General features: G+C 67.7%; 12 protein-coding genes. 10 read left to right on the top strand and 2 right to left on the bottom strand.

Features of this window, described 5'->3' with window-relative positions:
• Window positions 1-185: 185 nt before the first annotated feature.
• The 8 genes from adh (at window position 186) to pedC (ending at window position 8,614) form a co-directional block, all read left to right on the top strand.
• Window positions 186-1,706 (top strand): aldehyde dehydrogenase, encoded by a 1,521-nt coding sequence (adh, locus tag GPA27_RS02500; RefSeq protein WP_050414951.1) that lies wholly within the window; start codon window positions 186-188, stop codon window positions 1,704-1,706.
• Between the two features lie 477 nt (window positions 1,707-2,183).
• The gene (locus GPA27_RS02505; protein ID WP_169137481.1) at window positions 2,184-3,176 is read left to right on the top strand and encodes an ABC transporter substrate-binding protein; all 993 of its coding nucleotides are present in this window, start codon (window positions 2,184-2,186) and stop codon (window positions 3,174-3,176) included.
• The gene (locus tag GPA27_RS02510; RefSeq protein ID WP_169137483.1) at window positions 3,176-3,997 is read left to right on the top strand and encodes an ABC transporter permease; all 822 of its coding nucleotides are present in this window, start codon (window positions 3,176-3,178) and stop codon (window positions 3,995-3,997) included. The genes GPA27_RS02505 and GPA27_RS02510 overlap by 1 nt, the downstream gene beginning before the upstream one ends.
• Complete coding sequence (locus GPA27_RS02515; protein ID WP_169137485.1) at window positions 3,998-4,762, top strand: ABC transporter ATP-binding protein; 765 nt, start codon at window positions 3,998-4,000, stop codon at window positions 4,760-4,762.
• A 4-nt stretch (window positions 4,763-4,766) separates the two neighbouring features.
• Window positions 4,767-5,555, top strand: coding sequence for a lanthanide ABC transporter ATP-binding protein PedB/LutE (gene pedB / locus GPA27_RS02520; protein WP_169137487.1), 789 nt, complete (start codon window positions 4,767-4,769; stop codon window positions 5,553-5,555).
• A gap of 55 nt (window positions 5,556-5,610) precedes the next feature.
• Entirely contained in the window at window positions 5,611-6,588 is a 978-nt protein-coding gene (locus GPA27_RS02525) for a PQQ-dependent catabolism-associated beta-propeller protein (protein WP_169137489.1), read from the top strand.
• A 13-nt stretch (window positions 6,589-6,601) separates the two neighbouring features.
• Window positions 6,602-7,789 (top strand): lanthanide ABC transporter ABC transporter substrate-binding protein PedA1, encoded by a 1,188-nt coding sequence (gene pedA1 / locus GPA27_RS02530; protein ID WP_169137491.1) that lies wholly within the window; start codon window positions 6,602-6,604, stop codon window positions 7,787-7,789.
• Window positions 7,790-7,801: 12 nt separating this feature from the next.
• Window positions 7,802-8,614, top strand: a complete 813-nt coding sequence (gene pedC / locus GPA27_RS02535; protein ID WP_169137493.1) for a lanthanide ABC transporter permease protein PedC — start codon at window positions 7,802-7,804, stop codon at window positions 8,612-8,614.
• A 142-nt stretch (window positions 8,615-8,756) separates the two neighbouring features.
• Here the strand turns inward: pedC and GPA27_RS02540 are convergent, their stop codons facing one another.
• Window positions 8,757-9,599, bottom strand: coding sequence for a substrate-binding periplasmic protein (locus GPA27_RS02540; RefSeq protein WP_169137495.1), 843 nt, complete (start codon window positions 9,597-9,599; stop codon window positions 8,757-8,759).
• On the bottom strand, window positions 9,589-10,050 hold the full coding sequence (gene pedF / locus GPA27_RS02545) for a cytochrome c-550 PedF (protein ID WP_169137497.1): 462 nt from the start codon (window positions 10,048-10,050) through the stop codon (window positions 9,589-9,591). Before pedF ends, GPA27_RS02540 begins: the two co-directional genes overlap by 11 nt.
• A 252-nt stretch (window positions 10,051-10,302) precedes the next feature.
• Between pedF and GPA27_RS02550 the strand changes: the two genes are divergently transcribed.
• Together GPA27_RS02550 and GPA27_RS02555 are read left to right on the top strand one after the other, a co-directional pair.
• Window positions 10,303-12,372, top strand: a complete 2,070-nt coding sequence (locus tag GPA27_RS02550; protein ID WP_169137507.1) for a sigma-54-dependent Fis family transcriptional regulator — start codon at window positions 10,303-10,305, stop codon at window positions 12,370-12,372.
• A gap of 97 nt (window positions 12,373-12,469) precedes the next feature.
• Complete coding sequence (locus tag GPA27_RS02555; RefSeq protein WP_169137509.1) at window positions 12,470-12,946, top strand: 4Fe-4S dicluster domain-containing protein; 477 nt, start codon at window positions 12,470-12,472, stop codon at window positions 12,944-12,946.
• Window position 12,947 lies beyond the last annotated feature (1 nt).

Raw genomic sequence — 12,947 nt, forward strand, 5'->3', positions numbered from 1 at the left:
GAGCAGGGCAGGGCGGCGGGGCAGTCGGTGGCGAAATTATGCCGGCGTGTGGTGCAAGTTATTGTTCGCTAGATGAAAGATGTCTCTGGATGAGGTGGTGGCGCTTGCTGGCACGCGCCCTGCGGAAGGGATGGCGACGCGAGACAGCGTTTCGACCAATCAACACACTTCTGGAGACGAGTTCAATGATCTACGAGATGCCCGGCCAGGCAGGCGCCAAGGTCCAGTTCAAGAGCCGCTACGACAACTTCATCGGCGGCAAGTGGGTTGCGCCGGTGCGCGGCCATTATTTCGAAAACATCACGCCGATCTCCGGCAGGCCGTTCTGCCAGGTCGCCCGCTCGACCGAGGAAGACATCAATCTCGCCCTCGATGCTGCCCACGCCGCTGCCGACAAGTGGGGACGCACCTCGGCTGCCGATCGCGCCAACATCCTGCTCAAGATCGCCGACCGGCTCGAAGCCAACCTCGAAATGCTGGCCTACGCCGAAACCGTCGATAACGGCAAGGCGATCCGCGAAACCCTGAACGCCGACATCCCGCTGACGATCGACCATTTCCGCTACTTCGCCGGCTGCCTGCGTGCTCAGGAAGGCGGCATCAGCGAGATCGACGAACACACCGTCGCGTACCACTTCCATGAGCCGCTCGGCGTCGTCGGCCAGATCATCCCGTGGAACTTCCCGATTCTGATGGCGGCATGGAAGCTCGCCCCGGCCATCGGCGCCGGCAACTGCGTGGTGCTGAAGCCCGCCGAATCGACCCCGGTCAGCATCCTGGTGCTGGTCGAACTCATCGCCGACCTGCTGCCCCCGGGCGTGCTCAACGTCGTCAATGGCTTCGGTCGTGAAGCCGGCATGCCGCTGGCGACCAGCAAGCGCATCGCCAAGATCGCCTTCACCGGCTCCACCGCCACCGGCCGCGTCATCGCCCAGGCCGCCGCCACGAACCTCATTCCGGCGACGCTGGAACTCGGCGGCAAGTCGCCCAACATCTTCTTCGAGGACATCGCCGCTGCCGACGACGCCCTCTTCGACAAGGCGGTCGAAGGCATGGTGCTGTTCGCCTTCAACCAGGGCGAAGTGTGCACCTGCCCGTCGCGCGCGCTGATCCAGGAGTCGATCTACGACAAGTTCATGGAGCGCGTGCTGGCGCGCGTCAAGGCGATCAAGCAGGGTAGCCCGCTCGATACCGCGTCGATGATGGGCGCGCAGGCCTCGACCGACCAGATGAACAAGATCCTGTCCTACCTGGACGTGGGCAAGCAGGAAGGCGCCGAACTGCTGATCGGCGGCGACCGCGCCCGTCTTGGTGGCGAACTGGCCGAGGGCTACTACATCCAGCCGACCCTGTTCAAGGGCCACAACAAGATGCGCATCTTCCAGGAAGAGATCTTCGGGCCGGTGCTGGCCGTGACGACCTTCAAGGACGAAGCCGAAGCGCTCGAGATCGCCAACGACACCCCGTACGGCCTCGGTGCCGGCGTGTGGTCGCGCGACGGCAGCACGGCATACCGCATGGGCCGCGCCATCAAGGCCGGGCGCGTATGGACCAACTGCTACCACGCCTACCCGGCCCATGCCACCTTCGGCGGCTACAAGGAGTCCGGCATCGGCCGCGAGACGCACAAGATGATGCTCGACCACTACCAGCAGACCAAGAACCTGCTGGTGAGCTACAGCCCCAACGCGCTCGGGTTCTTCTGAGCGCGTTACCAGGGCCTCGCGCTCGGCTTCTTCTGAGCGCGTTACCTGGTCCTCGCGCTCGGGTTCTTCCGAGCGCGGTATGAAAACTCCGCGCCCGGGTCTCGTCCGGGTGCGAAGTTGCACAGGTGTTCTTCTCTCCCTCTCATCCGCCCACAGCGGAAGAGCTTCACGGGCGGCTGCGGCCGCCCGTTTTTTTTCACCGCATCGCTGCTCCGGGGGGCGAGCGCGCTTCTTGCGGATGAGGGCTGATCCTGCGCTATGCTTCAACTGGCTTCCGATCTGCCCGACGTACCCGCAATGTGCGGTCTTCTCGGCGGGTGTTCCGAAATGGAGCATCTGTTCCGTGATGGAACACCCGATTTCGCATGCGACGGATTCGCGGTGCGTTCCCCGGCTGGATCGAATCCTGCATTGGAAGCACGACCGTCCCCGGCTCGATCCGGCGGGCGCTGATACAAGAACGATGGAGACACATCAATGCTGCGACCCTTTGCGCGCGCGTGCCTTGCGGCAGCTGCGCTCCTTGCCTGCCTGATCGCGCCGGTGCGCGCCGCCGACCCGGCGGTGATCCGCATCGGGGTGCTGCAATACGGCACCGTGAGTTGGGAGCTCGAGGTGATGAAGCGCATGGGCTACGCCGAACGCGAGGGGGTGCGCATCGAGGTCGTGCCGCTCGCGCAGAAGGACGCCGCGAACGTCGCGCTGCAGGGCGGGGCGGTCGATCTCATCGTCAATGACTGGATCTGGGTCGCACGTCAGCGCGCCGACGGGCGGGATTTCGCCTTCGTGCCGTACTCGCGTGCGGTGGGCGGCATCATGGTGCGCCCGGACGCGAACCTGCGCTCGCTCGCCGACCTGCGCGGGCAGCGCCTGGGTGTCGCCGGCGGTGCGCTGGACAAGAGCTGGCTGCTGCTGCGCGCGTATTCGCGCAAGACCCTGGGCGAGGACGCCGCGACGTTCGTGAAGCCGGATTTCGGCGCGCCGCCGCTGTTGAACGCCTTGATGCTGAAGGGTGAACTGCCGGCGGTGATGAACTTCTGGCACTTCGCGGCGCGCCTGCGGGCGGCCGGCATGCGCGATCTCCTGTCCCTCGACGAGGTCCTCAAGGGACTCGGCGTCGAAGGCGAACTGCCGATGATCGGCTGGGTGTTCCGCGAGGACTGGGCGGCGAAGCACCGCGCCGCCTTCGAGGGTTTCCTGCGCGCCGGCGCCCAGGCGCGCCGCCACATGCAGAGCTCGGATGCAGTGTGGGAGGAGCTGCGTCCGCTCACGCGCGCCGAGGACGACGCGACGCTGGTCGCGTTGCGCGACGGCTTCCGCGCCGGCATCCCCGGCGAGGACATCGCGCAGGCCGAACGCACCGCGCGGCGCGTGTTTGCGATCCTCGCGCAGGAGGGCGGCGCCGAACTCGTCGGCAGCGCCACCGCACTTCCGGCGGGCACCTTCTGGCGTGCGGGCGCCCCGCACTGATGAAGGCCGGTGTCGATGACTCCGCGCCCTGGCCGCTGCCGGCCGCGCCGGGGCGGCGCGCGATGAAACGCCGCGGCCCGCAGGGCGAGGGGTGGCTGCGCGCGGCCTCGCTCGTCGCCTTTCTTCTGCTGTGGCAACTCGGCGCATGGCTCTTCGCCAGCCAGACGCTGCCTCCACCGGTCACCGTCTTCGCGCGCATCGCCGCCGAGACCGCCTCGCTCGCGCTGCCCACGCATCTGGCCGTGACGCTCGCGCGCGTCGCGGTCGCGTTCGGGCTGGCGATGGCCCTCGGCGCCGCGATCGGCATCGCCATGGGGCGCTGGCGCCGGCTCGATGCGCTCCTCGACGGCTGGCTCGTGCTCGGGCTCAACATCCCCGCGCTCGTCACCATCATCCTGTGCTACGTATGGTTCGGGCTGAACGACGCCGCCGCGATCGTCGCCGTCGCCCTGAACAAGATCCCCACGGTGGTCGTCACCGTGCGCGAAGGCGCGCGTGCGGTGGACGCCCGCCTGATGCAGGTCGCCCACGCCTACCGCCTGCCGCGGCTGCGCACCTTCGCCCGCGTCTACCTGCCCCAGCTCGTGCCCTACCTGATGGCCGCGGCGCGCTCGGGGCTGTCGCTGATCTGGAAGATCGTGCTCGTGGTCGAGCTCCTCGGCCGCAGCAACGGCGTCGGCTTCCAGCTCAACATGTTCTTCCAGCTCTTCGACATTGCCGGCATCCTCGCCTACACGCTAGTGTTCGCGGCCGTCGTGCTCGTCGTCGAAGCGGCCGTCCTGCGCCCGCTCGAGCGACGCCTCACGCGTTGGAGATCCTGAATGCTCGACATCGCCATCGACCGCAAGACCTACCCCGACCGCGCCGGCGCCCCGCATCTGGCGCTCGCCGGGCTGCGCCTCGAGGCTGCCCCCGGCGAGTTCGTGTGCGTCGTCGGCCCCTCGGGCTGCGGCAAGAGCACGCTGCTCAACGTCGTCGGCGGCCTCGACCGCGACGTCGAGGGGCGTGTGCGTCTCACCGGCGCAGATTCCGCCCACGACATCGGCTTCATGTTCCAGGAGCCGCGCCTGATGCCCTGGCTCACGGTGCTCGACAACGTGCTCCTCGTCACCGACGCGAGCCCCACGGCGCAGCGGCGTGCGCGCGAGCTCCTCACGGCGATGGGGCTCGCCGACGTGCTCGACGCCTACCCCGGGCGCCTGTCGGGCGGCATGCAGCGGCGTGTCGCCCTCGCGCGCGCCTTCGTCATCGAACCGAAGCTCCTGCTGATGGACGAGCCCTTCGTCTCGCTCGACGTGCCCACCGCCAACCGCCTGCGTGCGATGCTGGTCGAACAGTGGCAGCGCTCGGGCGCGACAGTGCTCTTCGTCACCCACGACCTGCGCGAAGCGCTCGCGCTCGCCGACCGCATCTGCTTCCTCTCGGCCGCCCCCGGGCGCGTCGTGCTCGAACTCCCCCTCGCGCTCGCGCGCCCGCGCGCCCCCGACGATGCCGCGGTGCAGGCGCTGCACGCCGAGCTGCTTGCCCGGCACCCCGAGCTCCTCGCCGGGCTCACCAGCGAACCGCACGAGATCCAGGATGAATGAGCGCATGAACACTGCCGTCGACGCATCCCCCCGCAGCCGCGATTCGGCGCAGGCGGGCGCCGCGCTCGAGCTCGCCGACGTGCGCAAGGCCTACGGCACGCGTGAGGCGCTGCGCGGAGTCACGCTCAAGGTCGACCGTGGCGAATTCGTCGCGCTGCTCGGCCCCAACGGTGCGGGCAAGAGCACGCTGTTCCAGCTCTTGACCGGCCTCTTCAACGCCGACTCGGGGCGGCTCGCCGTGTGCGGCCACGACATCCGCAAGGCTCCGGTCGCGGCGCTCGCCCACCTCGGCGTCGTGTTCCAGCAGAGCACGCTCGACCTCGACCTCGGCGTCGCCGCGAACCTCAAGTTCCACGCCGCGCTGCACGGCCTCGGCGGGCGACACGCGCGCGAACGCGTCGCCGACGCGCTGGGCCGCCTCGGCCTCACCGAGCGCGCGCGGGACCCCGTGCGCGAACTCTCCGGCGGTAACCGCCGCAAGGTCGAGCTCGCGCGTGCGCTGGTGCACGAGCCCGCGGTGCTGCTGATGGACGAGGCCACCGTCGGGCTGGACCCGGCCTCCCGCCGCCAGCTCCTCGATGAAGTGCTCGCGCTGCGCGCGCGCGGGGTGGCCGTGCTGTGGGCGACCCATCTCGTCGACGAGGCGGAGGCCGCCGACCGCGTCGTCGTGCTGCACCGCGGCCAGATCCTCGCCGAAGGCCGCCCGCAGGCACTCGCCGATCAGGCCGGCACCGCAACGCTGGCCGACGCCTTCCTGCAGATGACCGGCGGTGGCGGCGAGCGCGGCGACTGAACGCCTTCAAACCAAAAAGAACCGTTCCGGAAAACCAACCCGACAGGAGACCCGCTTGATCCCCCGCACCCGACTCATCGCCGCACTGGCGCTCACGCTGGCAGCCGGCGCGGCTGGCGCCAAGGGCACCGGCTACGTGTTCGTCAGCAGCGAGAACGACCACGCCGTGACCGTGCTCGACAGCAAGAGCTGGCAGGTCGTCAAATCCATCCCCACCGGCCAGCGCCCGCGCGACATGCGCCTGTCGCCCGATCGCAGCCAGCTCTACGTGGTGGCGAGCAAGGCCAATCGCGTCGACGTCATCGACATCGCCCAGCTCAAGGTCACCCATAGCATCCCCGTCGGCGAGGACCCGGAGATGTTCGACCTCTCGCCCGACGGCAAGCGCCTCTACGTCTCGAACGAGGAGGGCGCGCAGGTGTCCGTGATCGACGTCGCGACGAAGAAGCCCGTCGCGCGTATCGAGGTCGGCGAGGAGCCCGAAGGGGTGCGCCTGTCGCCCGATGGCAAGCGCGTGTATGCGACCTCCGAGGTTGCGAACATGGTGCACGTGATCGACGCCGCGACCCACAAGATCCTCGCCAACGTCGTCGTCGCCAACCGCCCGCGCCGCTTCGCGATGACGCCGGACGGCGCCGAGGTGTGGGTCACCTCCGAGCTTGGCGGCAAGGTCAGCGTGCTCGACGGCGCCACCAATGCCGTCAAGGCCACGATCGCCTTCACCCCCAAGGGCTTCCGTGCCGACGACGTCACGCCAGTCGGCATCGCGATGACGGGCGACGGCAAGACCGCGTACGTGACGCTCGGGCGTGCCAATCACATCGCGGTGGTCGATGTCGCCAGCCGCAAGGTCGAGGATTACGTCCTCGTGGGCAACCGCGCCTGGGGGGCGAGCCTCAACCGTGACGGCAGCCTGCTCTTCGTCGCCAACGGCCTGTCCGACGACATCTCGGTCGTCGATACGAAGACCCGCAAGGTGCTGCGCTCGGTGCCGGTCGGGCGCGTGCCGCACACCGTCGTGATCGACGACTGAGGGCGGCCGACCCATGCGTACCCGCCTGAAACGTCTCCTGCGAGCCACGCTCGGCAGCGTCGCCGCGCTCCTTGCCGCCTCCGCGTTTGCCGCCACGAATGTGCGTATCGCCCACCTGGAACTCGAAACCGACGCGCGCTACGACGAGACGAAACTCTTCTTCCGCAGCCTCGCCCAGCCGCTCGGGCGGCCCTTCGCCGGCGCGGAAGTGGCGCTGCGCGAGGCGCGTTTCGTCGGCCAGGCGGTGGGCGCCGAATTCGCGCTCGAACGCGTCACCGGCGCCGACGCGAAGGCGCTTCTCGCCGCGATCGACAAGCTCAACAAGGACGGGGTGCGCTACTTCCTCCTCGATGCCCCCGGCGCGGTCGTCGCCGAAGTCGCCAAAGCCGTGCGGGGCAAGGAACTCCTGCTCTTCAACGTCTCCGCGCCCGATGACGCGCTGCGCCAGGCGCAGTGCCAACCCAACCTGCTGCACACCCTGCCCAACGACGCGATGCGCATGGACGCGCTCGCGCAGTACCTGGTGTCGAAGAAGTGGCGCAACGTGCTCATGCTCGAAGGCCCGCGTCCCGAGGACAAGCTCGTCGCCGACGCCTTCGACCGCGCCGCCAAACGCTTCGGCCTGAAACTCGTCGAGCGCCGCCCCTTCGTGCTCTCGAACGACCCGCGCCAGCGCGACCAGGGCAACGTCGCGCTGCTCACGGCCGGCAGTGAGCACGACGTCGTCTTCGTTGCCGACAGTGACGGCGAGTTCGCGCGCAGCGTCCCCTATCGCACGGTGCGCGCGCGCCCGGTCGTCGGTTCGGAGGGGCTGGTGGCCGCCGCGTGGTCCTGGGCGTGGGAGCGCCACGGCGCACCGCAACTGAACAGTCGCCTCGAGAAACACGCCGGCCGCAAGATGGCCGACCCCGACTGGGCTGCGTGGATGGCGGTGAAGGCGGTCGTCGAGGCGGTCGTGCGCACGCAGAACGCCCCCTTCGGCACGGTCGCGAAATACCTCAAGGGCGAGGAGATCACGCTCGACGGCTTCAAGGGCAACCGACTCGGCTTCCGCGCCTGGGACAACCAGCTGCGCCAGCCCGTGCTGCTCGCGACCCACAACGCGGTGATCGAGCGCGCCCCGATTGCAGGCTTCCTGCATCCGACCAACAACATGGACACCCTCGGCTTCGACCAGCGCGACAGCCGCTGCGCGTTCTGACAGGCACGACTGATGAGACTCTCCCACGCGTGGCTGGCCCTGCAGGCGATCGCCGGCCGCGAGATCGCCAAGTTCGTGCGCCAGGGCGGCCGCTTCGCCTCGGCGCTGGTGCGGCCGCTGTTGTGGCTCGTCGTCTTCGCGGCGGGCTTCCAGAACGTCTTCGGCGTCTCGATCATCCCGCCCTACGACACCTACATCCCTTATCAGGTCTACATCGTGCCGGGGCTGCTGGGCATGGTGCTGCTCTTCAACGGCATGCAGTCCTCGCTCGCGATGGTGTACGACCGCGAGATGGGCATGATGCGCCTGCTCCTCACCGCACCGCTGCCACGCAGCTTCCTCCTCTTCGCCAAGCTCCTCGCGGGCACCTTGCTGTCGGTGCTGCAGGCCTACGTCTTTCTCCTCATCGCATGGCTGTTCGACGTCGACGTGCCATGGAGTGGCTGGCTCACCGCGCTGCCGGTGATCGTGCTCGCGGGGATGATGCTCGGCGCGCTGGGCCTGCTGCTGTCGGTGCAGGTACGCCAGCTCGAGAACTTCGCCGGCACGATGAACTTCGTGATCTTTCCGATGTTCTTCGTCTCGCCCGCGCTGTATCCGCTGTGGAAGCTCGAGGAATCGGGCGCTGCGGTCGTGCATGCGGTCGCGCAGTGGAACCCCTTCACCCACGCCGTCGAGGCGATCCGCTTCGCGCTCTATGGCCAGCTCGCCGCCACCTCGCTCGCGATCGTCGCCGGCTGCCTCGTCGTGTTCTTCACGCTCGCGGTGCGCGGCTACGATCCGCAGCGCGGGATGCTCAGGCGGGCAGGGGGCAAACCGGCCTGACCTGCTCCTGTCACGCCGTGGAGCAGGTGCTCCAAAACGGAACAACGGGGGCAAAAAAGAAGCCGGAGGTTCTGCAAAACCGTGCATAGGTTTTGTCGAACATCCGGCAATTTTCCGGGGCGCCGAGTGCCCCGAAAGCCGTTCAGGGAATTCTGTGCGTGACCCCGTGAGCCGAGAAGATCCGCCCGAGTTCACCCGAGCGCTGCAGTTCCGCCAGCGCCTCCGACAGCGCCGCGGCCAGCTCCTTGCTTTCGGCCTTCACGGCCATGCCGAGCGGCCAGCCCTTCACACGCAGCTCGGGCATGGTCAGCGCGTCGATCGCGAACTGCTTGTGCTCCTTCATTGCCGCCTCCAGCTGGCTGCGCGGGGCCATCACGGCGCTCACTTCACCCTTGGCCATCGCGGCTGCCGCTTCGGCAACGCTGCGGAAATGCACGACGTTGTCGCGCAGCCGCCCGTTCAGCACATGCAACATGAAGTCGCTCGCGTGTGTGTCGAGCTCGACGCCGATCTTCTCGCGCGTGAACACTTCGAAGGCGACCGCGGCCGAACCCGACACCGACGGCACACGCTCGGGATTGCGCGCGATCGCGATCGTCTCGAGGTGATAGGGACCGAAGATCGCCACCTTGTCGTTCTGTGCCGCGAACTGCGCATCCACGGGCACATGCAGCATCACGTCGGCCGGGCGCCGGCCGAGGTAGTGCCCTTTCCACACCATGTTGCGCAGGTCGTCGCTCATGTTCTCGTCGGGCGGGAACTCGACGATCTCCGCGCGCATCCCCAGGCGCTCGGCCAGGGACTGCGCGATGGCCACGTCGATGCCCTTGCCGCGCGCCGAGAACGGCGCGTAGTCGGCATACACGGCCACCCGCAAGGTGCCCGCCTGCTGCACTTCGAGCTGTGCGGCCGCGTGGGCCGGGAGCAGGGCGCCTGCCAGCATGGCGCCCGCTGCGATCAGGAATGCGCGTCGTTCATTTTTCACGTACGGTCTCCAGCCAGGCCTTGATTGCCCACATCGCCTCCTGCGACAGCATGCCCTCGAATGGCGGCATATACACGGCGCCGTTGCGGCTCACGCCGTTGCGAATGCGCTGCAGGAAATACTCGTCCGTTTCGGGCGCGATGTCGAGCTTGCGCAGGTCCGGCGCGATGCCGCCCGAGACCGCGCCGAGGCCGTGGCAGCGCGCGCAGTTCTGGTTGAAGGCCGAATCGCCGATGCGGATCGCCTCCGCATTGTCGCGGTACGGATTGACCGCGCGCCATTCCTCGCCGAGCTTGGGGAGCGACGATACATCCACCGCCTGCGGCGTCACGTCGCCGTGTGCGTGGGCCAGTCCCGCTCCGAGCGCGAGTCCCGCGGCGAGGGCCGCTGCGCGCAGTTTGCGGGTCAATGTCTCCTTGTCGTTGTGCTTATCCACCTTTTGATTCCTCATCTCTGATTGACGACGCCCGGAGTGCCGGATCTGCACCCTCCTTCGCAAGCCCTGTGCCACGTTGGCGGAGCGGCACGGAATCCGGCGTATTTCCTTGGTAAGGCGCCTGAACGCTGCTGGCAGGAAAATTGCTCCTCTGTTGTTGCCGGTTCGGATGAACGATTGCTTCGAGCTGGTGCAGGTGCTACTTTCTGACACAAGGGACAAACAAAAAAATAGTCCCCAAAGTGACGCGCAGGAGAGGAGGAGAAGATGGCCGTATTGCCGCAATTGCGGGATCGCCGCGAGAACACCATTTCGGACGCGCGACGATTTTTCTTCGAGCTTGGCCAGACGCCGGAGGCCGGGCTCGCCCCTCCTGTGCTGCGTTCCTGGCAGCGCTGTCGCAACGGCGGGCTCGACCACCTCGATGCCTACATGATCGACCCGGCGGGCCGCGCCCAGCTCTCCGACGCGCGCGACCGCAGCGCGCGTCTGCTGGAGCACGCCGGCGGGATCATGGAACACGTGTTCGAGCAGATCCGCGCCTCCGGCAGCATGGTCATCCTCGCCGACACCAAAGGCATGATCCTGCACTGCCTCGGCGATCCGGATTTTGTCGGCCGTGCGCAACGCGTCGCACTGCAGCCGGGCGCGTCGTGGGATGAAACCTTTCGCGGCACCAATGCGATCGGCACCGCGATCCTGGAAGGTGCACCGGTCGAAATCCATGGCGCCGAACACTACCTGGAACGCAATGGCTTTTTGACCTGCAGTGCCGCGCCGGTGTTCAACGCACAGGGATGTCTCGCCGGCGTGCTCGACATCTCGGGCGATTCGCGCAACAACCAGCGCCATACGCTGGGTCTGGTGCGCCTCTCGGTGCAACTGCTCGAGAAGCGGCTCTTCGAGGCGGAGTTCGCCAAGGAAATCCGCATCGCCTTCCATCCCCGCCCCGAATACGTCGGCAGCCTGCAGGAAGCGCTGCTCGCGGTCGACGCCGACGGCCGCATCGTCGGCGCCAACCCGGTCGCGCGCGAGTGGCTGGGGCTTGCGGCGGGGCTCGCCGACGCACCGTCCTTCGGCACGCTCTTCCGCACCGGCTTCGGTCAGGTGCTCGATCGCGCGGCCAACGCGCCCGACGATCTGCTGCTGCTCGAAATGCGGCGCGGCGACGCCGTCTTCGTGCAGGTGCGCGGCCACCGGCGGACGCGCCCCGAGGTCCATGCGCCCAGATTGCAGGAAGCGGCACCGGAGTCGGCAAAGGGGCCGGCGAAAACCTCGGACGGTTCGAAAGGTCGCATCACCCTCGACAGCCTCGCGACCGGCGACGCGCGCCTGCAACTCGCGCTCGACCGCGCGCGCCGCGTGCAGGGGAAGGACATCCCGCTGCTGATCCAGGGCGAATCGGGTGTCGGCAAGGAACTCTTCGCTCGCGCCTTCCACAACAGCGGCGTGCGCAGCGACGGACCCTTCGTCGCGCTCAACTGTGCGGCGATTCCCGAGAACCTCATCGAATCGGAACTCTTCGGCTACGTCGGCGGCTCCTTCACCGGCGCGCGGCGCGAAGGAGCGGTCGGCAAGTTGCAGCAGGCCCACGGCGGCACGCTGTTCCTCGATGAAATCGGCGACATGCCGCTCGGCATGCAGGCGCGACTGCTGCGCGTGCTGCAGGAGCGCAGCGTCACGCCGATCGGTTCGATGAAGTCCATCCCGGTCGATATCTCGCTCGTGTGCGCAACCCACCGCGTGCTGCGCGACGCGGTGAAGCAGGGCGTGTTCCGCGAAGACCTCTATTACCGCGTCAACAGCCTCACCGTCACCCTGCCGCCCTTGCGCGAACGCACCGACGTCCGTCGTATCGTGCTGAACCTGCTCGAGATCGAAGCGGCCGACCGGCGGAGCGGGCCGCTCGGCATCAGCGAAGAGGTCATGGACTTCTTCGAACGCTACCCCTGGCCGGGCAACGTCCGCCAACTCCAGAACGTCATCCGCGTCGCCGTCGCGCTGCTCGACGACAACGAGGACGAGATCGCGTCGATCCATCTGCCCGAGGAGCTCTTCGGCATCGACGGCGGGGACGACAATTCGGAGCCCGCCGCGCGACCAGCGGTCGCGATGGCCCCGGCCTATACCTCGCCTTTTGCCGCCGCCGTACCGACCGCGGCCGCTGCGCTTGCCCCCTCGGCGCCCGCACCCGGCGCTCCGCGCAGTCTGGATGAAATCGAACTGGAAGCGATCACCACGGTCATGCGCGAGGTGGGCGGAAACGTCTCGGCCGCTGCGCGCAGGTTGGGCGTCAGCCGCAATACGCTCTACCGCAAGCTCGGCAAATTGAACTGAAGTGCGAAAACCATGCTTGCGGCATGGTTTGTGGCATGATATTTGCAATCTGCGACACGTTGTCCCGAAGCGAAACAAACGACGGAGGAGTACATCGATGTGGAAATCCCTTCACATTGACCCCGCGAAGTGCACCGGCTGCCTGCAGTGCGAAATGGCCTGCTCGTATGAGCACACCGGGGTCATCAATCCCAGCAACTCGCTGATCAAGGTCTTCAACTTCGAGCACGAAGGGCGCAAGGTGCCGTACACCTGTACCCAGTGCACGGACGCGTGGTGCATGCATTCCTGTCCGGTCGATGCGATCCGGCTCGACCTGACGACCGGCGCCAAGATGGTGTTCGAGGACACCTGTGTCGGCTGCAAGGTATGTACGATCGCCTGTCCGTTCGGCACGGTGAATTACAACCAGGTCACCGGCAAGGTCCAGAAATGCGACCTGTGCGAGGGCGATCCCGCATGCGCGAAAGCCTGCCCGACCGGCGCGATCACCTACATCGACGCCAACTGGACCGGACTCGGCCGCATGCAGGCCTGGGCTGCCAAGGCCAACACCCCCGCATCGGCGGCCTGAG

The sequence above is a fragment of the Aromatoleum toluolicum genome, from assembly GCF_012911005.2.
Lineage (GTDB): Bacteria > Pseudomonadota > Gammaproteobacteria > Burkholderiales > Rhodocyclaceae > Aromatoleum > Aromatoleum toluolicum.